Here is a 23,285-nt window from a genome sequence, read left to right on the forward strand (position 1 = left end):
TCGCCATGACCGGGGTCAGAGCCCGCTGCGCGGGATCCGACCCCTTGCCAGATGCCGACCGGGGTCGGATCCCGCGCAGCGGGCTCTGACCCCAACCGGTTCCCAGCTTCAATCCGGAATCGGCAGGCTCAGCGTCTCCTTCACCTCTTCCATCACGATGTAGCTCTTCGACTCACGTACATGCGGCAGTGTCAGCAACGTGCTGCCGAGCAGCTTTCGGTAGGAGGCCATTTCACTGATCCGTGCTTTCAGCAGGTAATCGAAGTCGCCCGACACCAGGTGGCATTCCAGCACGTTGGGCAGCTTCAGCGCGGCGCGGCGGAATTCCTCGAAGATGTCGCCGGACTTGTAGGCCAGGCTGATCTCCACGAACACCAGCAGGCTGGCCTTTACCGCGGCCGGGTCGAGGTGGGCGTGATAGCCGGTGATTACCCCTTCGCGTTCCAGGCGGCGTACCCGCTCGGTGCACGGGGTGGTCGACAGGCCAACCCGCTCGCCCAGCTCGGTGAAGGAGATGCGGCCTTCGGCCTGCAGGATGCGCAGGATCTTGCGGTCGATCTTGTCCAGTTCGCGGGTACGGGTGGCCATGGCCGTCAACCTTGGGGAATGAATTGCAGGAGAACATCCTGCCGGTTGATTTCAATTCAGGCAAATCAACTGGTATCGGCTGTCTATACTTCCCCAATTATGGCCCCGGCACGCTCCAGTGCAGGGAATGATCGGGTTGGAGAAGTCCCATGCGAGTCCTAGTTCTCGGCAGCGGCGTGATCGGCACTACCAGTGCCTGGTACCTGCGACAGGCCGGGTTTGAAGTCACGGTCATCGACCGCCAGCCCGGCCCAGCGCTGGAGACCAGCTTCGCCAATGCCGGCCAGCTGTCGTTCGGCTACACCTCGCCGTGGGCGGCGCCGGGCGTGCCGAAGAAGGCGATCGGCTGGCTGTTCGAGAAACACGCGCCGCTGGCGATCAAGCCGGGCATGGACCTGGCCCAGTACCGCTGGCTGTGGCAGATGCTGCGCAACTGTACCCACGAGCGTTATGCGATCAACAAGGCGCGCATGGTGCGCATGTCCGAGTACAGTCGCGACTGCCTGAACGAGCTGCGCGCGCAGATCGGCATCGAATTCGAAGGCCGCGACCTGGGCACCACCCAGTTGTTCCGCACCCAGCAGCAGCTGGATGCCTCGGCGCAGGACATCGAGATCCTGGCCCAGTACGGCGTGCCGTACGAGGTGCTGGACCGGGCCGGCATCATCCAGGCCGAACCGGCCCTGGCCCACGTCGATGGCCTGGTCGGCGCGCTGCGCCTGCCGCGTGACCAGACCGGCGACTGCCAGCTGTTCACCCGCCGCCTGGCGCAGATGTGCGTGGATGCCGGCGTTGAATTCCGCTTCGACCAGGACATCACCGGCCTGGAGTTCGATGGCGACCGCATCACCGGCGTGCGCATCGACGGCAAGCTGGAAACCGCCGACCGCTTCGTGGTTGCGCTCGGCAGCTACTCACCGGCGCTGGTCGCACCGCTGGGCATGCGCCTGCCGGTGTACCCGCTGAAGGGTTACTCGCTGACCCTGCCGATCACCGACCCGGCGATGGCGCCGACCTCGACCATCCTCGATGAGAGCTACAAGGTGGCGGTGACCCGCTTCGACGACCGCATCCGTGTCGGTGGCATGGCCGAAGTGGCCGGCTTCGACCTGTCGCTGTCGCAGCGCCGCCGCGAGACCCTGGAACTGGTGGTCAGGGATCTCTATCCGAAGGGCGGCGACCTGTCGCGCGCGCAGTTCTGGACCGGCCTGCGCCCGGCTACGCCGGACGGTACGCCGGTGATCGGCGTCACGCCGTTCCGCAACCTGTACCTCAACACCGGACACGGCACGCTGGGCTGGACCATGGCCTGCGGCTCAGGCCGCTACCTGGCCGACCTGATGAGCGCGCGACAGCCGCAGATCAGCACCGAAGGCCTGGATATTTTCCGCTACGGCCAGTACGGTCACGCGCCGCAACACGAGAACCGCACATGCGTCCTGCCCGCGCGCTGATCGATCTGGACGCCCTGCGCAGCAACTACCGGCTCGCCCGTGAACTGGGCGGTGGCAAGGCCCTGGCGATCATCAAGGCTGATGCCTATGGGCATGGCGCGGTGCGCTGTGCGCAGGCGCTGGAGGGCGAGGCCGATGGATTCGGCGTGGCCACCATCGAAGAGGCACTGGAGCTGCGCAAGGCCGGCATCCGTGCGCCGATCCTGCTGCTGGAAGGCATCTTCGAGCCCAGCGACATGGCGCTGGTGGCCGAGCATGACTTCTGGTTCGCCGTCGGTTCGCCGTGGCAAGTGGAGGCACTGGCGGCGTTCGACAGCCCGCGCCCGTTGACGGTGTGGCTGAAGCTGGACAGCGGCATGCACCGCCTCGGCCTGGACGTGGACAGCTTCCGCGCCGCGCATGCACGCCTGTCGGCGCTGCCGCAGGTCGAGCGCATCGTGCTGATGACCCACCTGGCACGTGCCGACGAACTGGACAGCGAGCGCACCCGCGAGCAGGCCGCAACCTTCGCGCGCGCCATTGATGGATTGGAGGGCGAGACCAGCGTGTGCAACTCGCCCGCGCTGCTGGGCTGGCCGGAGGTGCGCAGCGATTGGGTGCGCCCGGGCCTGATGCTGTACGGCGCCAACCCGCTGCCGGATGACACCGCGTTGACCGCGCGACTGCGCCCGGTGATGACGATGCAGTCCAAGGTGATCGCCGATCGCTGGATTGAAGCCGGTGAACCAGTGGGATATGGCGCGCGCTTCGTGGCCAAGGCGCGCACCCGCGTGGGCGTGGTCGCGCTTGGCTATGCCGACGGTTACCCGCAGTTCGCCCCGAACGGCACCCCGGTGCTGATCGACGGCCAGCCCGGCGGGCTGATCGGGCGCGTGTCGATGGACATGTTGACGGTGGACCTGACCGCGCATCCGCAGGCCGGCATCGGCAGCGTGGTGGAGCTGTGGGGTTCCGCGCCGACGCTGTCAGAGCTGGCGCCGCGCTGTGGCGTCAGTGCCTACCAGCTGCCGTGCGCGGTCAAGCGCGTGGCGAAGGTGTACGTGTAGAGCCGAACCCACGCTCGGCTTCCGTAGCGGCCGACCCTGGTCGGCGCTGTGAATCCGTGTCGACCAAGGTCGACACCTGCCGATGGGCCTACGGCCTACCGTGCTGCGGTGGCCTGCGCTGTCAGCTGCCGCTTCACCCAGTCGTCGATCAGGCGCTTCTCGTAGCGCAGTGGATCGCTGTCGCTCTTCAGGCCGATGTTGTGCAGGTAGCCGGTATCGCTCAGGCGCGCGTCGCCCTCGCTGACGATGCGGCCGCTGGCGTCCTTCAGCGTGTACTGCAGGCTGATCCGCGGTGGGTAGATGTCGCGCATGATCCGGATGTCGCGACCGCGCGGGCCGTGCCACGGCTCGTAGTCACCGGCGCGCTTGATGTCGACCAGGGTCACATCAAGCGTCTGTCCCGGTTGCAGCGGTTTGGCGGCAGCGGTCTGCAGGTAGCGTGCCAGCTGCTGCACCCAGTCGCCACGCTCGGCTTCGAAGCGGTTGGTACTCTGCCGGATCTCGGTGAATTGGGCCGGATCGTCCCACTTCACGCTGACCGGGCCATCGGCCTGCAATGCGCGGGGAGCTTCCGGGTCGGTCACGGTGCGCGGGGCCGCGCTGGCGCCGCCCGCCGCCAGGGCGCCTGCCAACAGGGCAATCGCGAGTGAGCGTTTCATCACGGTCTCCTGCGTCCCCTCGATGGGGGCGATGTTGATCACAGATCGAGTGTGATCCTGCTTCCCGGTATCGGCAATGGCCGCATGCGTCGTCTGCAAGAGCGGTTGCCGCCAATTCATCGACGTCAACCATGACTGACGGCGCTTGACGCTGTGAATACGCCCTTTGGAACATGCTGTGCCTCCAACCTGGCCTGCACAGACACCCTTGTCCACACTGCCGCCCCTCGTGGAGCGCCCACCGATGACGGTGCCGGCGCCCGAACCCGACCTGCATCATGGCGTGCTTGAGCGCATCAACGCCGGTTTCTGCGTGATCCAGGTGCTGTTCGAGGGTGATCGTGCGGTCGACTACCGCTTCATCGAAGTCAACGATGCCTTCGAGCGCCACACCGGGCTGAAGGATGCGCGTGGAAAGCGCATGACGGCGCTGGAGCCCGGCCATGAGCAGGACTGGTTCCGCATCTATGGCGAGGTCGCACGCAGCGGCCGCCCGGCCCAGTTCGAGATGGAGGCGCGTGCGCTGGGCCGCTCGTTCGCGGTGGATGCGGTGCGCGTGGGCCGGCCGGGCGAGGACAAGGTCGGCATCCTGTTCTTCGACATCACCGCACGCAAGCAGATGGAAGTGGAGCTGGGCGAAAGCGAAGCCCGCTTCAGCGCGCTGGCCGACGGCCTGCCGATGCCGGTGTGGGTGCTGGACGAGCGCGGCCATGCCCGTTTCGTCAACAGTGCCTTCAGCGAGTTCTTTGGCGGTGACGAGACGCGCGTGCCGGAGGACGTCTGGCGCGGCCTGGTGCATCCGGACGACGCATCGGTCTTCGAGTACGAACTGCAGGAAGCATTGAAGGCGCAGCGCTCGATGCACGCGCTCGTGCGCGCACGCCGTGCCGATGGCCAGTGGCGCTGGCTGGAGATGAACGCCCGCCCGCGCTTCTCGCGCATGGGCCGCTTCATCGGCCTGGCCGGCAGCAGCCCGGACGTGACCGAACGCCGCGAGATCGAGCTGGCCCGCGAGGAACTGCTGCAGTCCGAGCGTGCCGCGCGCAGTGCTGCGGAAAACATGGCGCGGCTGAAGGATGAATTCCTGGCCACGCTGTCGCATGAGCTGCGTACGCCGTTGACCACCATCCTCGGCTGGAGCGAATTGCTTCTGCAGCGCGTGGACAACACCAGTCCGCTGTACAAGGGCCTGAACGTGATCGCCAACAGCGCCGGTGCGCAGAAGCGGCTGATCTCGGACATGCTCGACCTCAGCAGCATGCTGCTGGGCAAGGTGCAGCTGGAGGTGGAAGTGCTGGACCTGTGCGCGGTGCTGGGTGAGGCGATCGGCGCGCAGGAACTGGTGGCCGAAGGCAAGGCGCTGGACGTGCACCTGCAGCTGCCCACGCAACCCAGCCTGGTGCTGGGCGACGCCACGCGCCTGCAGCAGGTGTTCTGGAACCTGCTCTCGAACGCGATCAAGTTCACCCCGGCTGAAGGCCGCATCGACCTGCAGCTGCGGGCCGACGGCAACTACTGGGAGATCACCGTGCGTGACAGCGGTGATGGCATCGCACCCGAATTCCTCAATCATCTGTTCAGCCGCTTCCGCCAGGCCGACGGCACCACCACCCGCCGCCATGGCGGCCTGGGCCTGGGCCTTGCGATCGTGCAGCAGCTGGTCGAACTGCATGGTGGCACGGTCACTGCGGCCAGCGAGGGCCACGGCCACGGCGCGACCTTCACCGTGCGCCTGCCCCAGCATGTTCCCGATGCCGAACGGCGGCCGCTGCGCGAAGTGATCAGCGGGCCGATCCTGGAGCCGGTGATCGTCGAGCCGTATCCGCTGCGCGGCATGCATGTGCTGGCGGTGGAAGACCAGCCGGAAGTGCTGGAGTACTTGCGGCGCATGCTGGAAGAGCAGGGCGCCAGCGTGTCTGCGGCCAGCTCGGCCGGCGAAGCGCTGGCATTGCTGGCCGACACCGGCCACCTGCAATACCACGTGCTGCTGACCGACATCGGCATGCCGGGCATGGATGGCTATGGGCTGGTGCGCACCTTGCGCGAGGACATGGGCGTGGATGCGGCGACCTTGCCTGCGGTGGCGGTGACTGCACTGGCGCGTGCCGACGACCGTCGCCGCGCGCTGGCCTCGGGCTTCCAGGAGCATGTGGCCAAGCCGTACTCGGTAGCGCAGCTGGTGGCTGCCGTGCGCAAAGTGCAGGTGCCGCGCGCGGACAGCGCGCTGCACTGAACATTCACGGCCGATCGGCGACCCTGCAGTCAGGAGGTCGCCGATGTCCCGTATAGCTCCACGTATCCACACCGATCCGGCGCAGATCGCGCGCCTGGAAGCCCTGCTGCCGCAGCTGGATGGCGAAACGCAGGTGGAACTGATTCTGCACGATGGCCGCCGCCTGCTCGGCACGGTGGCGGTGAGGCCAACTGTGCAGCAATACCGCAACGCCGCTGGTGATGAAGGCAGCAACGGCCAGTTGCGCCTGGATGACTACGACACGCCGGTGCAGCAGCACCATGTGTGGCTGGATGAAATCGCCAGTATCAACCGCCTGCCACCCAAGGCGCCTTGATCCGAAACGCCGTCGGCGTGGCCTCGAACCGCCGGTTTGATCCTGATGTAGAGCCGAGCCCACGCTCGGCTGTGGTCTGCGCGGCTGCGCCGTCGCCCGAGCGTGGGCTCGGGCGCTACAGATGTGTCAGTGCTCGAACAACGTCGGCGTCGCCTCGAATCGACGTGCGTACGCCCGCTCCTCTGCAACCCTCGCCACCTCGTCATCAGCCAGGTCCGGCGCGCCGTACACCGCATAGGCCACGCTGCCGTCGGCACCATGACCGATCTGGTGCAGCCGGTAGCGCGAGTGGCCGCCGCCGGTATCCTCGGGGTAGTGCACGGGCGGATGGCTGCCTTCCAGGTCCATTTCACTGTTGTCGACCACGCCACCGACGAACAAGGCTCGCATGCAGGTTCTCCTGGGTTTCCGGGGGGAGCCTCTACCCTGAACGTTTCAATGTTTCTGGCGGATCAAGGCCCCGTTCGGGTTTCGCAAAGCGGGCCGCCGGGGCCGGCCCGGCCAAGCCGGTACAATGGACGGCCCTCACGCTTGAAGTACCCGCGCCGATGGCCTCCAGCGACGACGCCCCCCTGCAGACCCTGCTCCTGCCGTTCTCCCAAGGCGCCCTGCGCTGGCCGGAGGGCCCGGTGGCCTTCCTGCGTGCCCGCGATGGCTGGCCATTGCGCGAAGTGGCCGGCAACCGCGAGGTGCACTGCGAACAGAGCTTCGCCCCGTTCGCGCAACCGCTGCAGCAGGCTGCCGGCTGGACCGTCAGCGGCCAGCTGGATGACGCGGCCGGCAAGGGCCGCTACCCGTTGGTGCTGGTGCTGCCGCCGCGCCAGCGCGAAGAAGCCCGTGCGCTGTTCGCCCGTGCGCTGGCGCTGGTCGCCGATGGCGGCCGCATCGTTGCCTGCCAGTCCAACAACGAAGGTGCGCGTTCGGGCGAGGGCGACCTCAAGCAGTTGGCCGGCCTCGGTGGCTGCCTGACCAAGAACCACTGCCGCGTGTACTGGACCGCCCCGCTGCAGGGCCAGCACGACGTTGACCTGGCCAAGCGCTGGTCGGCGCTGGATGCGGTGCGTCCGATCGTGGGCGGTCGCTTCCTCAGCCGCCCGGGCGTGTTCGCCTGGGATCGCATCGATCCGGCGTCGGCGCTGCTGGCCGAGCACCTGCCGGCCGACCTGGCCGGACGCGCCGCCGACCTCGGTGCCGGCTACGGCTATCTGTCGCGCGAACTTCTGGAACGCTGCCCGAAGATCACCGCGCTGGACCTGTACGAGGCCGAGCAGCGCGCACTGGCGCTGGCCGAGCTCAATCTGGCGCCGCCGCCGCGACCGCTGCCGCTGCGTTTCCTGTGGCAGGACGTCACCGCCGGCATCGAGCCGGGCTACGACGTCATCATCAGCAACCCGCCGTTCCACACGCCTTCGCGCGCTGACCGCCCGGACATCGGCCAGCGCTTCATCGCCGTGGCTGCGCAGGCGTTGCGCCCGGGCGGGCGCCTGTACGTGGTGGCCAACCGCCACCTGCCTTACGAGCACACCCTCAACGACAGCTTCGGCGCGGTGCGCGTAATCGCCGAGCGCGACGGTTTCAAGCTGGTGGAAGCCGTGAAGGGGAAGGGCAAGTGAAGCTGGTCAAGCACATCGCCAACCTGGGCTATGGCAGCCGCAAGCAGGTGCAATGGATGTTCCGCGAAGGCCGCGTCACCGACGCCGATGGCGAGGTGCTGTATGCCGACGACCAGGTGCCGCATGACGCCATCCGGGTCGATGGCGAGCCGCTGGACCCACCGCCGGGGCTGTCGATCGCGCTGCACAAGCCGGCTGGCTACACCTGTTCGACCAAGGACACCGGGCGCCTGATCTACGACCTGTTGCCGCCGCGCTTCCGCGACCGCGATCCGGTGCTGTCCACGGTTGGCCGCCTCGACCGCGAGACCAGTGGCCTGCTGTTGCTGACCGACGATGGTGGCCTGCTGCACCGGATCATCTCGCCGAAGTCGAAGCTGCCGAAAGTCTATGAGGTCGAGTTGAGCGAGGACCTGCGCGGCAACGAGGTGGCGCTGTTCGCCAGCGGCACGCTGATGCTGGAATCGGAGAAGACGCCCCTGCTGCCGGCTGAAATGGAAGTGCTGGATGCGCGCCATGCGCGGCTGGTGCTGCACGAAGGCCGCTACCATCAGGTACGCCGCATGTTCGCCGCCACCGGCAACCACGTGCAGGCCCTGCACCGCAGCCGCGTCGGCGGGCTGGACCTGCAGGGGCTGGACGAAGGGCAATGGCGGCAGCTCACCCCTACCGACCTGGATACGCTGTTCGCTCCATGACCCCCATCGCTGCGCTGCCGTTTCTTCCCGACGCCGTCATCTTTGACATGGACGGCCTGATGATCGACAGCGAGCGTGTCTCGCTGGCCTGCTGGGGCCAGGCCGCCGATGAATTCGGGCTGGGCCTGGACGAGGCGGTGTTCCTGCGCATGGTCGGCCTCGGCGACCGCGATTCGCACGCGCTGCTGCGCGCGCAGGGCATCGAGGACAGCGTGATCGATGCGGTGGCCGCACGTTGCCACGACCTGTACGAGGCACGCACACAGACCGGGTTGCCGTTGCGTCCGGGCATCCTGGAACTGCTGGAGCTGCTGAAAGTGCACGCGGTACCGCGGGCGGTGGCCACCACCACGCGGCAGCCGCGGGCCAACCGCAAGCTGGCCGCTGCTGGCCTGCTGCCGTATTTCGATGCGGTGATCACCAGTGGCGACGTGGCGCGGCCGAAGCCGGCGCCGGATATCTACCTGCTGGCCGCGCAGCGATTGGGGCAGGTGCCCGGGCGTTGCCTGGCGCTGGAGGATTCACCGGCCGGTACGCGCGCGGCGCTGGCGGCCGGCATGACCGTGATCCAGGTGCCTGACCTGGTGCATCCGGATGAAGAGCTGCGTGCCCTGGGACACCGCATCGTTGGATCCCTGGTGGACGCGCACGCGCTGCTGCTGCCGTTGCTGCCGGGGTAACGGTGGGTGCCGACCGTTGGTCGGCCCAGTGCCCCGGTAGGTGCCAACCTTGGTTGGCACTGAGCCGAGCATGGCGCGGCTCTACATCCGTGGGTGGGTGCCGACCGTTGGTCGGCACACCTGCCCCATCACACCCGTCCGAACACCAAGGCGGCGTTTGTGCCACCGAAGCCGAAGCTGTTGGACATCACCGTATCCAGTTTCTGCTCGCGGCTCTCGCGCAGGATCGGGAAGCTCTCCACCTTCGGGTCCAGCTCGCCGATGTTGGCCGAACCGGCAACGAAGCCATCGCGCATCATCAGCAGGCAGTAGATCGCCTCGTGCACGCTGGCTGCACCGAGCGAGTGCCCGGACAACGCCTTGGTCGAGGACAGCGGCGGCACCGCATCGCCGAACACTTCGCGGATCGCGTTGAGCTCGGTGACATCGCCCAGCGGGGTCGAGGTGCCGTGGGTGTTCAGGTAGTCCAGCGGGCGATCGACACCCTGCAGCGCCATCTTCATGCAGCGCACCGCACCTTCGCCGGAGGGCGCCACCATGTCGGCACCGTCGGAGGTGACGCCATAGCCGATCAGCTCGGCATGGATGTGGGCACCGCGTGCGACGGCGTGGTCGTAATCCTCCAGCACCAGCATGCCGCCGCCACCGGCGATGACGAAGCCGTCGCGGTCCTTGTCGTACGGGCGCGAGGCGCTGGCCGGGGTTTCGTTGAAGCTGGTCGACAGGGCACCCATCGCATCGAACATCACACTCATCGACCAGTGCAGGTCTTCGCCACCGCCGGCGAACATGATGTCCTGCGCACCGTGCCGGATCATGTCCGCAGCGGCGCCGATGCAATGCGCCGAGGTCGCGCAGGCAGCCGACAGCGAGTAGCTGACGCCCTTGATCTGGTAGGCCGTGGCCAGGCAGGCCGAGACCGTCGAGCACATCGTGCGCGGCACCATGTACGGGCCGACCTTGCGCACGCCACGTTCGCGCAGCAGGTCGACGGCACCGATCTGCCATTCGCTGGAGCCGCCACCGGAACCGGCGATCAGGCCGGTGCGCAGGCTGCTGACCTGCTCGGGGCTGAGGCCGGCATCGGCGATGGCATCGCGCATGGCCAGGTAGGCGAAGGCCGCCGCGTCGCTCATGAAGCGCTTCTGCTTGCGGTCGATCAAGGCGTCCAGGTCGAGGTCGACGCGGCCACCGACCTGGCTGCGCAGGCCTGCTTCGGCGTGGTCGGCCAAGGCGGTGATGCCCGAGCGTCCTTCACGCAGCGCGGCCGAAACGGTATCCAGATCATTGCCGAGGCAGGACGTGATGCCCATGCCGGTGATGACGACGCGACGCATCAGAAGCTCCCGGTTTCGGTGAACAGGCCGACGCGCAGGTCGCGCGCGCTGTAGATTTCGCGGTCGTCCACGTACATGCGGGCGTCCGACTGGGCCATCACCAGCTTGCGGTTGATGACCCGGCTGATGTCGATCTCGTAGCGTACGAGCTTGGCGTCCGGCAGTACCTGGCCGGTGAACTTCACCTCGCCACAGCCCAGCGCGCGGCCCTTGCCGGGGGCGCCCAGCCAGGTCAGGAAGAAGCCGGTCAGCTGCCACATGGCATCCAGGCCCAGGCAGCCTGGCATCACCGGGTCGCCGATGAAGTGGCAGCCGAAGAACCACAGGTCCGGGCGGATATCCAGTTCGGCGCGTACCATGCCCTTGCCATGCGGTCCGCCGTCCTCTCGGATGTCGGTGATGCGGTCGAACATCAGCATCGGGTCGTTGGGCAAACGGCCGGCGGCGGTGCCGAACAGTTCACCGCGTGCGCTGGCCAGCAGCTGTTCGCGGTTGAACGCGTGGAGACGGGTCATGAAGCACAATCCTGGAAGCGGAGAACAGGGAAACAAGCGCCCGAGAATGCCCGTGGAAACTGCGCCGATCAAACATTTCAACCGTACGCAACCGTAGTGTTTTCAAGGGAATACGCGCATCCTGTTGATGTGCAACGACCATACTTCGGCGTGTGGCCCACCCGGCCCGGCCCCGCCTTTTCCACCTGACATGACCCGACTGCGCAAGATCATCCACGTTGACATGGACGCGTTCTACGCGTCGGTGGAGCAGCGCGACGATCCGTCACTGCGCGGCAAGCCGGTGGTTGTGGCATGGCGCGGCGCACGCTCGGTGGTGTGCGCGGCATCGTACGAGGCACGCGTGTTCGGTGTGCGTTCGGCCATGCCGGCAGTGCGGGCCGAACGCCTGTGCCCGGATGCGATCTTCGTGCCGCCCGACTTCGCACGTTACAAGGCGGTGTCATGCCAGGTGCGCGAGATCTTCCTGCGCCACACCGACCTGGTTGAACCGTTGTCACTGGATGAAGCCTACCTGGACGTGACCGAGCCGAAGAGCGGCATCGAACTGGCGACCGACATCGCCCGTACCATCCGCATGCAGATCCGTGAGGAGACCAACCTGACTGCTTCAGCTGGGATCGCGCCGAACAAGTTCCTGGCCAAGATCGCCTCGGACTGGCGCAAGCCCGATGGCCAGTTCGTGATTCCACCGCAGCGGGTGGACGCCTTCCTGCTGCCGTTGCCGGTAAGCCGGGTGCCTGGCGTCGGCAAGGTGATGGAAGGCAAGCTGGCCGCGCGCGGCATCGCCACCTGCGGCGACCTGCGGCAGTGGGCACTGATCGATCTGGAAGAAGCGTTCGGCAGTTTCGGCCGCAGCCTGTACAACCGCGCACGCGGCATCGACGAGCGGCCGGTGGAACCGGACCAGCAGGTGCAGTCGATTTCCTCGGAGGACACCTTCGCCGAAGACCTGCTGCTGGAAGACCTGACCGAGGCCATCGTGCAGCTGGCAGAGAAGACCTGGAAGGCGACCCGCAAGACCGAGCGTGTCGGCCATACCGTGGTGCTGAAGTTGAAAACCGCGCAGTTCCGCATTCTCACCCGCAGCTTCACCCCGGAACGTCCGCCGGAGTCGATGGAAGAACTGCGCGACATCGCACTGGCCCTGCGCGCCCGCGTCGACCTGCCGGCGGAGACGCGCTATCGGCTGGTGGGTGTCGGGCTGGGTGGCTTCCGCGAAAAGGAGCCGGTGGTGCAGGGGGAATTGTTCGAGCACGACATGAACAAACCCACAGATACCTAATCATCAAACAGTGGGGTCAGAGCCCGTTGCGCAGCAACGGGCTCTGACCCCGTGCCGACCAACGGTCGGCACCCACCATCAGCAGCAGGTTCCGACAGATAGCGGGAAACTGTCGAAGGCGGGGTGGGTCCGGTTGCGGGGGCGTGAGCCGCATGGATGCGGCGACCGAGCTTACATGGACGTACTTGCAGCGCCCCCGCAACCGGACCCACCCCGCCAACCCTCAGGAGACCAGCTTTTGCTGTTGCTTCGGCTGTTGCCGTTGCATTGGGCAGGTGCAGGGCGCAGCCCTGCAAAAGAAAACTCCCTACCTCATGGCCACTGCATCTCGCCCTTGGCTACCTTCGCACTCAGCTCCAGCGATGCCACGCCGGCCAGCGTCGGGTAGCGCGCCTGCATCGCCTTCACCAGTGCCGCGCTGTCCTTGGCCTTGGCCGCCTCGGCGTCGAACGCGCGGATGTAGTCCGCGGTGAAGCGCAACGCACTGGCATCCAGCGCCGCACCCGGCGCGTAATGCCCCGGCACCACCACCTTCGGCTTCAGTGCCTGCAACCGCTGCAGGGTCTGCAGCCAGTCAGTGTGCGACTTCGGCGTCTGCGTGTCGGCCATCCACACGTGCTCACCGGCCACCACCGGAATGCCGCCGACGATCGCGCGTAGCGACGGTACCCACAGCACCGTGCGGTCCGGGGTCGGGCCATCCAGGCCGATCAACGGCAGGCGCTGGCCTTCCAGCTGCAGGGCATCGCCGTCCAGCACCTGCGGCACCACGATGCGTGCCGGCACGTCGGCGCCCATCTTCGGTCCCCAGTAGGCCAGCTTGCCGGCCTGGGTCTGCTGGATGTGGGCGACGGTCTGCGCAGTGGCGACGATGCGTGCCTGCGGGAAGGCATCCTGCAGGGTGGCCAGGCCGAAGTAGTAGTCCGGATCGCCGTGGCTGATGTAGATCGTGGTCAGCTGCTTGCCACTGGCGCGGATCCGTTCGACCAGCTTGCGTGCGTCGCTGGCGCCGAACTGCGCGTTGACCAGGATCGCGTCATTGCGGCCTTCGATCAGCACCGAGGATACCGAGAACATCGCCTGCGGGCCGGGATGGAAGGTCTGCAGGTGCAGTCGTGATTTCGTCGCGGTGGTCGGCGCCGCGGTGGCCGGTGCGGCCAGCAGCGGCGCACTGGTGAACGTGGCGGCCAGGGCGAGGGGAAGCAGCAGGGCAGCGGTACGCATGGGGAATTCCTTGTGTCGGATAGGGAGCCGAGCGTGGGCTTGGCCTTACAGGGCCCGCGCGTCGATCAATACGCGGCCGTGATGATCTGCTTCGGGTACTCGTGCGCTTCCAGCTCGGCGACGAACGCGGCGCCGTAGTCGGCATAACTGATGCGGCTGTGGCCGCTGGCGTCGGCCAGGAAGGCCTTGGGCTGCACACGGTACTGGCCGCGCTCTTCGCCCGGGCCGATTTCGGCGGCCGGCGAGAAGAAGGTCCAGTCCAGGTCGTCCACTGCCTGCAGGCGATTGAAGGCTTCACGATGGGCCAGCGCGTACGGCTTGTAGGCTTCCGGGAAGTTGGGGGTATCGACCAGCTGCACGCCCGGCGCGACTTCCAGGCTGCCGGCGCCACCCACCACCACCAGGCGCGGTACGCCGGCCTTGCGCGCGGCGGCCGCCAGCTGCGCGGCGATCTCGCCCACGCGGCCGATGTCATCGCCCGGACGCGGGCCGTAGGCGCTGGCCAGCACGTCGTGGCCAGCGATGGCGGCGACCAGCGCGTCCTGGTCATCCAACGAGGCGATCACCGGATGGGCACCGGCCAGTTCGGCCGGAAGGTCCTGCGCGCTGCGCACGATGACGGTGAGTTCGTGGCCGTGGGCCAGCGCGTGGCGGGCGATCTGGCGGCCGATGTTGCCGGTGGAACCAACGAGGGCGATCTTCATGGCAGGACTCCGTGGGGCGATGTGGGCTGGGAATGGGGCCACTCTAGGCCGCTGCAGTCGCTCGAAAAACAGCGTATAACGCGCTTGTTTGTTGCGTGGATCGAGCATATGGACCGATTGACCGCCATGACCGTGTTTGTCGAGGTGGCCGAGCGCGGCAGCCTCACCGCCGCCGCAGAAGTGCTGGATATGTCGCGGGCGATGGTCAGCCGCTACCTGGCCGAGGTCGAGGGCTGGCTGGGCGCACGCCTGCTGCACCGGACCACGCGCCGGGTCAGCCTGACCGGCCCGGGCGAGGCGGCGTTGGCGCGCTTCCGGCAGATGCTGGCGATCGGCGAAGAACTGCAGGGGGAGCTGGCCAGTGATGATCCCGAGCCGCACGGTACGCTGCGCGTGACCGCCAGCGTGTCGTTCGGGCAGAGCCACCTGGCACGGGCGGTGGCCGGTTTCGTCGCGCGCCATCCGGCGGCGCGCATCGAGCTGCTGCTGGTCGACCGCACGGTGAACCTGGTCGAGGAGCGCGTGGACCTGGCCGTGCGCATCGCGCGCCAGATCGACCCCAGCCTGATCGCGCGGCGGCTGGCTACCTGCCGCTCGGTGCTGTGCGCGACGCCGTCGTACCTGCAGGCGCGTGGCACGCCGACCGCGCCGGAGCACCTGGCCGCGCACAACTGCCTGACCCACCACTACGTCGGCAAGAGCCTGTGGCAGCTGCACCGCGATGGCCGTTCGCTGTCGGTGGCGGTGGGCGGCAACATCAGCGCCAACGAGGCCTCGCTGCTGCTGGAGGCGGTACGCGCCGGTGCCGGGATCGCCATGCTGCCGACCTACCAGGTGGCGCCACTGCTGCGCAGCGGCGAGCTGATCGAACTGCTGCCCGGATTCAGTCTGGACGAGCTCGGCATTCATGCCGTGTACGCGTCACGGCGCCAGCAGCCCGCTATCATGCGGCGATTCCTGGATTACCTGGCCGAGTGTTTCGCCAGCCCGGCCTTCCAGGATCTGGATTGGCGCCCACCGGGCAAGGAGAACACATGAACCATGGACAGGCCTTGATCGACCACAACCGTGCTGCCTGGGACCGCCAGGCCAGCGAAGTGCGCGAATGGTCGCGCCCGGTGGAGAGTTCAACCATTGCCGCCGCGCGCGAAGGCCGCTGGCAGGTGCACCTGACCCCACGCGCGCTGCCACTGGACTGGCTGGGCGACGTGCGCGGCCGCCGCATCCTGTGCCTGGCCTCGGGTGGTGGCCAGCAGGCCCCCGTGCTGGCCGCTGCGGGCGCCGACGTCACCGTGTTCGACCTGTCCGACGGGCAGCTGGAACAGGACCGCCGGGTCGCTGCGCGTGATGGACTGCAGCTGCGCACGGTGCAGGGCGACATGCGCGACCTGCACGTATTCGCCAACGACAGTTTCGACGTGGTGTTCCATCCGATCTCCAACCTGTACGTGCCCGACGTGCGCCCGGTGTGGACCGAATGCCGCCGCGTGCTGGCGCGCGATGGCATGTTGATGGCCAGTTTCTACAACCCGGTGCTGTTCGTCGGTGCACGTGATCCGCAGCTGGATGCACAGGGTTTGATCCGGCCGCAGTACGCCATTCCCTATTCGGACCTGGAAGACCTGCCCGCCGCAGAGCGTGAGGCGAAACTCGCCCGCGGTGATGCGCTGGCCTTTGGCCACAGCCTGACCGAACTGATCGGCGGGCAGCTGGATGCAGGCTTCGTGATTGATCGGTTCATGGAAGACTGGCAGCCGAAGCCGCGCTTCCTGATCGACCGTTACCTGCCCACCTTTCTTGCCACCCGCGCACGCAGGATCGGCTGAGGCGGATTCCGGGGAAAAAGCGCGGCGTACAATGGACGGCCCCACGTTGTACAGGCGTCGTCCCTTGTCGTATCCCTATCCGCTGGTCGTATTCGATCTCGATGGCACGCTGGTCGACAGCGCAGCTGACATCGCCGAAGCGCTGAACCGCACGCTGGAAGCCATCGGCATGGCGCGCGTGCCGGAAGCCACCGTGCTCGGCTGGATCGGCGACGGGGTGCGCCGCCTGGTCGAACAGGCCGTGCACGCCGCCGGTCGTGAGGTCGACCTGGCCGAGGTGATGCCGGTGTTCATGGTGCACTACCGTGAATGCCTGCTGCGCAGCCCGCGCCTGTTCGATGGCGTGGCCGACGCACTGGCGCAGCTGCGCGCGCGCGCCGTGCCACTGGCGATCTGCACCAACAAGCCCGAAGCACTGGTGCCGCCGCTGCTGCAGCACCTGGGTATCGGTGATGCGTTCGCGCTGGTACTGGGCGGCGATTCACTGCCGCAGCGCAAGCCCAGCGGCGAACCGCTGCGGCATATCGCTGCGCACTTCGGGCTGCCGGTGCAGGCGTGCCTGATGGTGGGAGATTCGTTGACCGACTACCGCGCCGCCGAAGCTGCGGGCATGCCGATCGCGCTGGTGCGCTACGGCTATCCGCGCGGCCTGGACCTGGCCACCGCGCATGCGGTGGCGGTGATCGACGACCTGCGTGAACTGCCGGGGTTGACCGCCGGCGTCCCGGTGTAGAGCCGAGCCCATGCTCGGCTGCTTTGCTGCCTGAGCCGAGCATGGGCTCGGCTCTACAGAGAAAGCGCCGGGCAATGCCCGGCGCCCTCTTTCATTTCGGCTGGTAACGCACACTCAACTGGTACTCACGGCCCGGCTGGTTGAACCACGCCACCGTCTCATACCTGCGGTCGAACACGTTGGCGGCACGCGCCAGCAGCGACCACGACGGCGTCAGCGCGTACTCGGCGCGCAGATCCAGCGTGCCGTACCCCCCCACCTTCACCGCGTTGGCGGCATCGTCATAGCGCTTGCCCGCACCCTGCGCCGTCAGGCCTGCGCGGAAGTCCCCGAAACGCCGGTCGATGTCAAAGCGCGCGGTCTGCTGTGCACGACGCGGCAGCCAGTTGTCGAACTGCGTGCTGCCGCCGGTGCGGTTGCGTGGGTCGGTGTAGCTCAGCTGGGCGTTGATGTCGAAGCCGGCCAGCAGCACGCCACCGGTCAGTTCGGCACCGCGGATGCGCGCCTTCTCCACCTGCTGCATCCTGAAGGTCGCCGCATCGTAGGTGATCAGATCATCGATGCGGGTTTCATAGACGTCCAGGCCCCAGTGCCAGTCCTGTCCTTGCTGCGAAACGCCCAGGTTGGCGCTCTTGGACTTCTCCGGGTTCAACGTCGGCACACCGCTCCACGGGTCGTACAGGTCGCTGAAGGTCGGCGCCTTGAACGCGGTGCCGTAACTGGCGTTGACACGCAGGCCGTGGCCGAGTTCCATCGCCCAGCCGAGGCTGCCCGTGGCGTGATTGCCGAACTGCTGGTTGTCGTCGTTGCGCGCGCTGGCCTGCAGCTGGTGGCGGCCGAAGCGTCCCTGGTACTGCACGAACACGCCGGTGTTGCGGCGGCTGTCGACCCGATATCCGGCACTGCTGCCATCCAGGTTGTCTTCGCTCCAGTCCACGCCGGTGCTCAGCAGCTGGCCTTCGGCCAAGGCGAAGTCACCCTGCAGCGAGGCACTGTCGCGGTGGGTCTGAGCGCTGCCACGGGCACCGAAGTCACCGAAGTTGTCCGACTCGTTGTCACTGCGCCCGACATTGGCGGTGAACGCCAGGCGGTCGGACGGGGTGTAGCGCACCTTGCCGGCCAGCACCTGCTGGCGGGTTTCCGAATAGTTGTAGTAGCCGTCGTAATGGTTCTTTCCGTCGGCACGCAATGCACTGCCTTCCACGTTCCATTGGTCGTTGAAGGTGTAGCCACCGCGCAGGCTCTTGGACAGGTTGCGGTAGCCATCGCGGTCATGTTCGTCGGCAAAGCAGCCGGTGAACAGCGTTGCCGAGCCGCGGCAGGCATCGATGCCATCGGAATGCTGGTAGGCGATGTCGGCGCCGAACCAGCCGCGTTCAGTCCCGCCACCGATCCCGCCGCTGGCTTCGCGCAGGCCGTTGCTGCCGCCACCGAGCTGGAAGTGCGGGGCGAAATCACCCTGGTTGCGGCGGGTGAAGATCTGGATCACGCCGCCAATGGCATCGGCGCCGTACAGGCTCGACTGCGGGCCACGCACGATTTCCACGCGCTCGATCTGCGCCAGCGGCAGGTCCTGGTACATCGCCAGGCCGAGGTCGGCACTGTTGATGCGCACGCCGTCGACCAGCACCACGGTGTGGCCCGAGTTGGTGCCGCGCAGGAACAGCGAGCTCTGCTTGCCGAGCCCGCCGGCATTGGTCAGGTTGATGCCGGCGCGGCCGCGCAGCAGTTCCTGCAGCGAGGTGGCCTGGCTGGATTCGATCTGCGCGCGGTCGATCACCTGGGCCGGCGCGATGCTGTCCTGCAGGGCGATCGGGGTGCGCGTGGCGGTGACCAGGATCTGGTCGAGTGCGGTGGTGTCATCGGCGGCCTGTGCCAGCGCGGGCAGGGCGGCCAGTACGGCCAGGGACAGCATTCGGGACTGCAGCTTCATGGGGGGACTCCAGGTGCCACGCACGCCCGCGTGGCGAAGGGGAGGAGCCGCGAAGGCAGGCACGCGCCGATGCCGCAGCGCACGCCACGGTCATCCAGCGCCATGCCCACCGCATCGCGACCTGAGGCTTCCGGGCCGGTCTCCGGGCTTGCCGCCGGGTGGCGCGAGGCCACCGTCCAGGCGCCTTCCCATGCCTGCGGCACAGTGGCGGTGTTGCCTGGAACTGACGTGCTTACCGTTGCGGGGGCAGCGCCGGCCTGGCGTGGCATCACGCGTCACCGGCTTCCCGTTTCAACCTGCCGGCCACGGCCGCAGGTCACCTGGAAGTGCGCGCAGTCTACGGCATCGCAGGCCGTCCCGTTGCGTCGCGCCTGCGCGGCTGCCTTTGCTGTGCCTTTAGAATGGTTGCTCGATCCCGTGGTGCCGTTACCGATGTCTGCCCGTTCTCCGCTGTACCTGCGCCGCCCGTCCGGGACGCACGCATGATCCTCGACCTGGTCCGCCACGCCGGCAACGGTCGCGATGAGTTCCTTGATGGCCGCAGCGATCCACCGCAGCTGGCCGGCCTGCCGCAAGAGCTGGTCGAGGCCTATGCCGAGCAACGCTGGGAGCGGGTGATCAGTTCACCGCGGTTGCGCGCGCTGCACACGGCGATGGCGCTGGCCACCCCACGCGGGCTGGACGTCGAAGCGGACGAGGAATGGGAAGAACTGGATTTCGGCGATTGGGACGGGCAGTCGCTGTTCGACCTGCCGGAAGATGCGCTGGCCGCCTTCCACGCCGATCCGCATGCGTTCCCGCCGCCGAACGGCGAGAGCTGGGGTCATTTCGAGCGGCGTATCGCGCGCGCGCTGGATCGCCTGCTCGATGATGATGATCCGGTGCCGACGCTGGTGGTCAGCCATGGTGGCCCGCTGCGCATGGTGCTGTCGCAGGTCTGCGGCCTGCCGATGTCGTTGTGCTGGGCCCTGCGCATCGACCACGGCACGCGGCTGCGGGTGTGGCTGGAACGCGGTGAGGTCGGGCTGGTGGGCGAGCTGCTGGAGCTGCAGCAGCCCTGATCTGCTCTTGTAGAGCCGAGCCATGCTCGGCTGCACTTCGATCAGAAAGGCCAGCCGAGCGTGGGCTCGGCTCTACAGGAGGGCGCGGCTCAATCCTCGTCCGCGCGCTCGGTCACGCTGTCTTCCGCCTCATCGTCGGCATCGAAGCGCTGCTCATGCACCGGGCCCGACGCCGGGCCGGCCGCCTTCAGCGGATGCGCGGCGATGCGCGCCTCATAGTCCTGCACCAGCGCCTCACGCTGCGGCTCGCTCAGTTCCTGCCAGTGGCAGTCCAGCAATGCGCCTTCCAGCGAGTACAGCAGGTTCAGGCTGGGCTTGAAGCCGGCCCGCTTGACCTTGACGAAGGCGCCGACTGCGCCGATCGCAACCAGGTCCTCGCGGCTGCGCAGCCCGACCTGGCGCAGCCAGGCTGCACTCTTCGGGCCGATGTTGCGCAGCTTCGGTGCGCTCATCCCAGTGCCTCGACGAACACGCGGGCGATGGCTTCCAGGCCGGCCTGATCGTCGGCGTCGAAGCGGCCGACCTTCGGGCTGTCGATATCGAACACGCCGATCAGTTCATCGCCGCGCAGCAGCGGCACCACCAGCTCCGAACGCGAGGCCGAATCGCAGGCGATGTGGCCGGGGAAGGCATCGACGTCGTCCACGCGCTGGGTTACGCGCTGGCTGGCGGCGGCACCGCACACACCCTTGTCCAGCGGGATGCGCACGCAGGCCGGCAGGCCCTGGAACGGGCCAACCACCAGTTCCTTGCCGTCATACAGGTAGAAGCCCACCCAGTTCAGGTCGGGCAGGGCGTGATAGACCAGTGCGGAGAGGTTGGCCGCGTTGGCGATGCGGTCGGACTCGGCGTAGACCAGGCCACGGGCCTGTTCCAGCAGCTGGGCGTATTGTTCCGGCTTGCTGCCGGTGAGCGAGGCATTGGCGAACATGCCCGCAGTCTAGCAAGTGCACCGGGCCGGCGATAATGCACACACTGTTGCCCTGTTGGAGCCCATCGATGCCGTTGCCCGCTACGCTGCCGCCCGCCCTGTTCGTTACCGGCACCGATACCGAAATCGGCAAGACCGCGGCCAGCACCGCGCTGCTGCATGCACTGCGCCAGCGTGGCCTGCGTGCAGTGGGCATGAAGCCGGTGGCCAGCGGCAGCGAGGATCTGGGGCAGGGCCTGCGCAACGAGGACGCGCTGGCGCTGCAGGCGGCCAGCTGGCCAGTGCCGGACTATGCCGATCTGAATCCCTATGCGCTGCGGCAGCCACTGGCACCGGAGCTGGCCGCTGCCGAGGACGGCGTGCAGGTGGAGCTGGCGCCGATCGTGGCCGCGTTCGAACGCCTGCGCGCGAAGGCCGATATCGTCGTGGTGGAGGGCGTGGGCGGTTGGCTGGCGCCGGTCTCGGCCACGCTGGACCAGCTCGACCTGGTGCGTGCGCTGCAGCTGCCGGTGCTGCTGGTGGTAGGCATGCGGCTGGGCTGCGTCAACCACGCGCGGTTGACTGCGCAATCGCTGCAGGCCAGCGGCGTGGACTGCCTGGGCTGGATCGGCAACCACATCGACCCGGCGATGCAGCGCCAGGACGAGAACATCGCCACGCTGCAGCAGCGCCTGCCGATGCCGTGCTGGGGACGGCTGCCGCATCTGCCGGGGGCGGATGGTCAGATCCTGAGTACGCACCTGCTCGACTGACCTGCTTCCTGTAGAGCCGAGCCCACGCTCGGCTCAGCGGGGACCGTCAGCGAAGGGCAGCCGAGCGTAGGCTCGGCTCTACAGGAGCTGGCGCACTGCCAGCTCCCGCGCGATCGCACCCAGCCGTTCCACCGCACCGATGAAGCGTGCATCCAGGCTCTGGCAGCACGACAGCCGCAGGCAGTGGCGATAGCGCGCGCCACGCGAATAGACCTGGCCGGGCATGAACACGATGTCCTCCTGCAGCGCTCGCTCGAACAGCTCGCGCGTGTCCACACCCGGCAGTTCCAGCCACAGCAGGAATCCGCCCTGTGGTTCGGTGGCGCGGGTGCCTGCCGGGAAATGCTCGGCTACCAGCTGGCGCAGCCGTCCCACCTGTTCGCGGTACAGGCGGCGCATGCGATGCAGATGGTGCTCGTAGCTGCCTGCTTCCAGATACGCGGCCACCGCATCGCCGAGCAGCTGCGGCTCACCGCCGGTGGACTGGAACTTCAGCAGCGCGATGCGCTCTGCGAAGCGACCGCCATCCAGCCAGCCGATGCGGTAATCCGGCGCCAGTGTCTTTGAGAAGCCACCGACCACCATCACCCAGCCATCGCGATCGAAGGCTTTCAGCAAGGGTGCCGGCGGTTCGCAGAACTGCAGCTCGGCGTACACCGCATCCTCGATCAGGGGCAGCTGCCGTGCGTTGACCAGCTCGGCCAGGCGTTGTTTGGCGGCGGTCGGCATGGTGCAGCCGAGCGGGTTGTGCACGGTCGGCATCACCACTAGTGCGGCCAGTGGCGTGTGCTCCAGCAGCGCATCCAGTGCATCCACATCCAGCCCGTGCTGCGGGTGGGTGGGCAACTCGATGGCCTGCAGGCCGAGGTTGGCCAGCAACGGATACAGGTTGAAGTAGGACGGCGCCTCGATGCCCACTGCGTCACCGGGCTGGGTGACCGCGCGCAACGCCAGCTGCAGGCCTTCCATCGCACCATGGGTCAGCAGGAGTCGCTCGGCGTGGGTGTGCAGGCCCATGCGCGGACTGCGGCGCACGATCTGCGCCAGCAGCCGGGGGGAGCCGTTGGGTCTCGCATAGGTCTCCACCGTCTGCTGGCCGTGGCGCAGCACCTGCGCGGTATGCCGGGCCAGCTGCGCGCCGGGATAGAACTGGCGACCACGTGGGCCGGCGAAGGCCAGGTCGACCACACCCGGTCGGCGCTGCGCTTCCAGTACCCGGGCCATCAGCACCTGCTGCAGCGGCGCAGTGGGCGCGGACGGGGTGTCGCGCAGCGAACGCTCCGGCACCGACAGCCGCGGCGCGACTTCGAAGCCCGCCTTCGGCCGCGGAATCACCAGCCCGGCATCTTCCAGCTGGCGATATGCCGCGATCACCGTGTTGAGGCTGAGCCTGCGCTGCGACGCCATCTGCCGCAGCGAAGGCAGGCGGCTGCCGACCGGAAGGCGACCGCCGTGGATGGCCTCGGCCAGTTCGTCGGAGAGCCGCTGGTAGCGTGGAGGGATCATCGTGACCTGGTCATCTGTATCCATCGAACATCCCGCCATCTGACGCTGTACCCATGATGATGGCGAGCCTAGCATGTCGTCGTCGGCCGGGCCTGATCGGGGCGTGGCCGGCGCATTCCAAGCGCACGGCGGGACCGCCGTGCGTCTTTTTTTGGTGTGTAGAGCCGAGC

At 67.6% G+C, this 23,285-nt stretch carries 24 protein-coding genes and 1 riboswitch; of the genes, 13 read left to right on the forward strand and 11 right to left on the reverse strand.

Going from position 1 to position 23,285, the window contains the following annotated elements; genetic code table 11:
* Window positions 1–108 precede the first annotated feature (108 nt).
* Window positions 109–588, reverse strand: a complete 480-nt coding sequence (locus AB839_RS05740) for a winged helix-turn-helix transcriptional regulator (protein ID WP_005407919.1) — start codon at window positions 586–588, stop codon at window positions 109–111.
* Window positions 589–737: 149 nt separating this feature from the next.
* On the opposite strand from AB839_RS05740, the gene AB839_RS05745 reads away from it, so the two are divergent.
* Both AB839_RS05745 and alr read left to right on the forward strand, forming a co-directional pair.
* Window positions 738–2,042, forward strand: a complete 1,305-nt coding sequence (locus AB839_RS05745; protein WP_061478636.1) for a D-amino acid dehydrogenase — start codon at window positions 738–740, stop codon at window positions 2,040–2,042.
* Complete coding sequence (alr, locus tag AB839_RS05750) at window positions 2,021–3,088, forward strand: alanine racemase (RefSeq protein WP_061478637.1); 1,068 nt, start codon at window positions 2,021–2,023, stop codon at window positions 3,086–3,088. Before AB839_RS05745 ends, alr begins: the two co-directional genes overlap by 22 nt.
* Before the next feature lie 95 nt (window positions 3,089–3,183).
* Here the strand turns inward: alr and AB839_RS05755 are convergent, their stop codons facing one another.
* On the reverse strand, window positions 3,184–3,747 hold the full coding sequence (locus AB839_RS05755; protein WP_061478653.1) for a DUF3016 domain-containing protein: 564 nt from the start codon (window positions 3,745–3,747) through the stop codon (window positions 3,184–3,186).
* Window positions 3,748–3,991: 244 nt separating this feature from the next.
* Here AB839_RS05755 and AB839_RS05760 point away from each other — a divergent pair, with 244 nt between their 5' ends.
* Together AB839_RS05760 and AB839_RS05765 are read left to right on the forward strand one after the other, a co-directional pair.
* Window positions 3,992–5,980, forward strand: coding sequence for an ATP-binding protein (locus AB839_RS05760; RefSeq protein ID WP_005415123.1), 1,989 nt, complete (start codon window positions 3,992–3,994; stop codon window positions 5,978–5,980).
* A gap of 43 nt (window positions 5,981–6,023) precedes the next feature.
* Entirely contained in the window at window positions 6,024–6,317 is a 294-nt protein-coding gene (locus AB839_RS05765; RefSeq protein WP_019660923.1) for a DUF3247 family protein, read from the forward strand.
* A 126-nt stretch (window positions 6,318–6,443) separates the two neighbouring features.
* On the opposite strand, the gene AB839_RS05770 is transcribed toward AB839_RS05765, so the two are convergent.
* Window positions 6,444–6,707 carry a hypothetical protein gene (locus AB839_RS05770; RefSeq protein WP_005415125.1) on the reverse strand — a complete coding sequence of 88 codons (264 nt, stop codon included), beginning with the start codon at window positions 6,705–6,707 and terminating at the stop codon, window positions 6,444–6,446.
* Between the two features lie 158 nt (window positions 6,708–6,865).
* Between AB839_RS05770 and AB839_RS05775 the strand changes: the two genes are divergently transcribed.
* From AB839_RS05775 to AB839_RS05785, 3 genes are read left to right on the forward strand one after another with little or no spacing between them, the layout of a single operon-like run.
* Window positions 6,866–7,930, forward strand: coding sequence for a class I SAM-dependent methyltransferase (locus AB839_RS05775; protein ID WP_061478638.1), 1,065 nt, complete (start codon window positions 6,866–6,868; stop codon window positions 7,928–7,930).
* The gene (locus AB839_RS05780; RefSeq protein WP_061478639.1) at window positions 7,927–8,628 is read left to right on the forward strand and encodes a pseudouridine synthase; all 702 of its coding nucleotides are present in this window, start codon (window positions 7,927–7,929) and stop codon (window positions 8,626–8,628) included. The genes AB839_RS05775 and AB839_RS05780 overlap by 4 nt, the downstream gene beginning before the upstream one ends.
* Window positions 8,625–9,308, forward strand: a complete 684-nt coding sequence (locus AB839_RS05785; protein ID WP_061478640.1) for an HAD family phosphatase — start codon at window positions 8,625–8,627, stop codon at window positions 9,306–9,308. Before AB839_RS05780 ends, AB839_RS05785 begins: the two co-directional genes overlap by 4 nt.
* A 128-nt stretch (window positions 9,309–9,436) precedes the next feature.
* Here the strand turns inward: AB839_RS05785 and fabB are convergent, their stop codons facing one another.
* Entirely contained in the window at window positions 9,437–10,645 is a 1,209-nt protein-coding gene (gene fabB / locus AB839_RS05790) for a beta-ketoacyl-ACP synthase I (RefSeq protein ID WP_005415129.1), read from the reverse strand.
* On the reverse strand, window positions 10,645–11,160 hold the full coding sequence (gene fabA / locus AB839_RS05795; RefSeq protein WP_005415130.1) for a 3-hydroxyacyl-[acyl-carrier-protein] dehydratase FabA: 516 nt from the start codon (window positions 11,158–11,160) through the stop codon (window positions 10,645–10,647). Before fabA ends, fabB begins: the two co-directional genes overlap by 1 nt.
* Before the next feature lie 190 nt (window positions 11,161–11,350).
* Here fabA and dinB point away from each other — a divergent pair, with 190 nt between their 5' ends.
* The gene (gene dinB, locus AB839_RS05800) at window positions 11,351–12,445 is read left to right on the forward strand and encodes a DNA polymerase IV (RefSeq protein ID WP_061478641.1); all 1,095 of its coding nucleotides are present in this window, start codon (window positions 11,351–11,353) and stop codon (window positions 12,443–12,445) included.
* 312 nt (window positions 12,446–12,757) lie between these two features.
* Here dinB and AB839_RS05805 read toward each other — a convergent pair whose 3' ends face one another.
* Window positions 12,758–13,669 (reverse strand): MBL fold metallo-hydrolase, encoded by a 912-nt coding sequence (locus AB839_RS05805; protein ID WP_061478642.1) that lies wholly within the window; start codon window positions 13,667–13,669, stop codon window positions 12,758–12,760.
* A gap of 65 nt (window positions 13,670–13,734) precedes the next feature.
* The gene (locus tag AB839_RS05810) at window positions 13,735–14,373 is read right to left on the reverse strand and encodes an NAD(P)H-binding protein (protein WP_061478643.1); all 639 of its coding nucleotides are present in this window, start codon (window positions 14,371–14,373) and stop codon (window positions 13,735–13,737) included.
* 108 nt (window positions 14,374–14,481) lie between these two features.
* On the opposite strand from AB839_RS05810, the gene AB839_RS05815 reads away from it, so the two are divergent.
* From AB839_RS05815 to gph, 3 genes are all read left to right on the forward strand, one after another.
* Window positions 14,482–15,411: a LysR family transcriptional regulator gene (locus AB839_RS05815; RefSeq protein WP_005415135.1), complete on the forward strand. Its 930-nt coding sequence runs from the start codon at window positions 14,482–14,484 to the stop codon at window positions 15,409–15,411.
* Entirely contained in the window at window positions 15,408–16,199 is a 792-nt protein-coding gene (locus tag AB839_RS05820) for a class I SAM-dependent methyltransferase (RefSeq protein WP_061478644.1), read from the forward strand. The genes AB839_RS05815 and AB839_RS05820 overlap by 4 nt, the downstream gene beginning before the upstream one ends.
* Window positions 16,200–16,263: 64 nt before the next feature.
* Window positions 16,264–16,932 (forward strand): phosphoglycolate phosphatase, encoded by a 669-nt coding sequence (gene gph, locus AB839_RS05825; RefSeq protein ID WP_061478645.1) that lies wholly within the window; start codon window positions 16,264–16,266, stop codon window positions 16,930–16,932.
* Window positions 16,933–17,023: 91 nt separating this feature from the next.
* On the opposite strand, the gene btuB is transcribed toward gph, so the two are convergent.
* Window positions 17,024–18,865 (reverse strand): TonB-dependent vitamin B12 receptor, encoded by a 1,842-nt coding sequence (gene btuB / locus AB839_RS05830; protein ID WP_061478646.1) that lies wholly within the window; start codon window positions 18,863–18,865, stop codon window positions 17,024–17,026.
* A gap of 115 nt (window positions 18,866–18,980) precedes the next feature.
* A riboswitch (cobalamin riboswitch) is annotated at window positions 18,981–19,204 on the reverse strand.
* A gap of 143 nt (window positions 19,205–19,347) precedes the next feature.
* Between btuB and AB839_RS05835 the strand changes: the two genes are divergently transcribed.
* A complete protein-coding gene (locus AB839_RS05835; RefSeq protein ID WP_005415139.1) occupies window positions 19,348–19,926 on the forward strand; it encodes a histidine phosphatase family protein in 579 nt (192 codons plus the stop codon).
* An 89-nt stretch (window positions 19,927–20,015) separates the two neighbouring features.
* Here AB839_RS05835 and AB839_RS05840 read toward each other — a convergent pair whose 3' ends face one another.
* The gene (locus tag AB839_RS05840) at window positions 20,016–20,378 is read right to left on the reverse strand and encodes a TfoX/Sxy family protein (protein WP_061478647.1); all 363 of its coding nucleotides are present in this window, start codon (window positions 20,376–20,378) and stop codon (window positions 20,016–20,018) included.
* Window positions 20,375–20,857 (reverse strand): GAF domain-containing protein, encoded by a 483-nt coding sequence (locus AB839_RS05845; protein ID WP_004140850.1) that lies wholly within the window; start codon window positions 20,855–20,857, stop codon window positions 20,375–20,377. The genes AB839_RS05840 and AB839_RS05845 overlap by 4 nt, the downstream gene beginning before the upstream one ends.
* A 68-nt stretch (window positions 20,858–20,925) precedes the next feature.
* Here AB839_RS05845 and bioD point away from each other — a divergent pair, with 68 nt between their 5' ends.
* Window positions 20,926–21,609 (forward strand): dethiobiotin synthase, encoded by a 684-nt coding sequence (gene bioD / locus AB839_RS05850; RefSeq protein ID WP_061478648.1) that lies wholly within the window; start codon window positions 20,926–20,928, stop codon window positions 21,607–21,609.
* Between the two features lie 78 nt (window positions 21,610–21,687).
* On the opposite strand, the gene AB839_RS05855 is transcribed toward bioD, so the two are convergent.
* Window positions 21,688–23,139: a PLP-dependent aminotransferase family protein gene (locus AB839_RS05855; protein WP_061478649.1), complete on the reverse strand. Its 1,452-nt coding sequence runs from the start codon at window positions 23,137–23,139 to the stop codon at window positions 21,688–21,690.
* Between the last annotated feature and the right edge of the window lie 146 nt (window positions 23,140–23,285).

The sequence above is a fragment of the Stenotrophomonas sp. DDT-1 genome (genome assembly GCF_001580555.1).
Classification (GTDB): Bacteria; Pseudomonadota; Gammaproteobacteria; order Xanthomonadales; family Xanthomonadaceae; genus Stenotrophomonas; species Stenotrophomonas sepilia.

Excerpts from the sequence above, each read along its gene's own strand:
- AB839_RS05740 (WP_005407919.1), bottom strand. The coding sequence starts at position 588 with ATGGCCACCCGTACCCGCGAACTGGACAAGATCGACCGCAAGATCCTG.
- AB839_RS05745 (WP_061478636.1), top strand. The coding sequence starts at position 738 with ATGCGAGTCCTAGTTCTCGGCAGCGGCGTGATCGGCACTACCAGTGCC.
- alr (WP_061478637.1), top strand. The coding sequence starts at position 2,021 with ATGCGTCCTGCCCGCGCGCTGATCGATCTGGACGCCCTGCGCAGCAAC.
- AB839_RS05755 (WP_061478653.1), bottom strand. The coding sequence starts at position 3,747 with ATGAAACGCTCACTCGCGATTGCCCTGTTGGCAGGCGCCCTGGCGGCG.
- AB839_RS05760 (WP_005415123.1), top strand. The coding sequence starts at position 3,992 with ATGACGGTGCCGGCGCCCGAACCCGACCTGCATCATGGCGTGCTTGAG.
- AB839_RS05765 (WP_019660923.1), top strand. The coding sequence starts at position 6,024 with ATGTCCCGTATAGCTCCACGTATCCACACCGATCCGGCGCAGATCGCG.
- AB839_RS05770 (WP_005415125.1), bottom strand. The coding sequence starts at position 6,707 with ATGCGAGCCTTGTTCGTCGGTGGCGTGGTCGACAACAGTGAAATGGAC.
- AB839_RS05775 (WP_061478638.1), top strand. The coding sequence starts at position 6,866 with ATGGCCTCCAGCGACGACGCCCCCCTGCAGACCCTGCTCCTGCCGTTC.
- AB839_RS05785 (WP_061478640.1), top strand. The coding sequence starts at position 8,625 with ATGACCCCCATCGCTGCGCTGCCGTTTCTTCCCGACGCCGTCATCTTT.
- fabB (WP_005415129.1), bottom strand. The coding sequence starts at position 10,645 with ATGCGTCGCGTCGTCATCACCGGCATGGGCATCACGTCCTGCCTCGGC.
- fabA (WP_005415130.1), bottom strand. The coding sequence starts at position 11,160 with ATGACCCGTCTCCACGCGTTCAACCGCGAACAGCTGCTGGCCAGCGCA.
- dinB (WP_061478641.1), top strand. The coding sequence starts at position 11,351 with ATGACCCGACTGCGCAAGATCATCCACGTTGACATGGACGCGTTCTAC.
- AB839_RS05805 (WP_061478642.1), bottom strand. The coding sequence starts at position 13,669 with ATGCGTACCGCTGCCCTGCTGCTTCCCCTCGCCCTGGCCGCCACGTTC.
- AB839_RS05810 (WP_061478643.1), bottom strand. The coding sequence starts at position 14,373 with ATGAAGATCGCCCTCGTTGGTTCCACCGGCAACATCGGCCGCCAGATC.
- AB839_RS05815 (WP_005415135.1), top strand. The coding sequence starts at position 14,482 with ATGGACCGATTGACCGCCATGACCGTGTTTGTCGAGGTGGCCGAGCGC.
- AB839_RS05820 (WP_061478644.1), top strand. The coding sequence starts at position 15,408 with ATGAACCATGGACAGGCCTTGATCGACCACAACCGTGCTGCCTGGGAC.
- btuB (WP_061478646.1), bottom strand. The coding sequence starts at position 18,865 with ATGAAGCTGCAGTCCCGAATGCTGTCCCTGGCCGTACTGGCCGCCCTG.
- AB839_RS05835 (WP_005415139.1), top strand. The coding sequence starts at position 19,348 with ATGATCCTCGACCTGGTCCGCCACGCCGGCAACGGTCGCGATGAGTTC.
- AB839_RS05840 (WP_061478647.1), bottom strand. The coding sequence starts at position 20,378 with ATGAGCGCACCGAAGCTGCGCAACATCGGCCCGAAGAGTGCAGCCTGG.
- AB839_RS05845 (WP_004140850.1), bottom strand. The coding sequence starts at position 20,857 with ATGTTCGCCAATGCCTCGCTCACCGGCAGCAAGCCGGAACAATACGCC.
- bioD (WP_061478648.1), top strand. The coding sequence starts at position 20,926 with ATGCCGTTGCCCGCTACGCTGCCGCCCGCCCTGTTCGTTACCGGCACC.
- AB839_RS05855 (WP_061478649.1), bottom strand. The coding sequence starts at position 23,139 with ATGGATACAGATGACCAGGTCACGATGATCCCTCCACGCTACCAGCGG.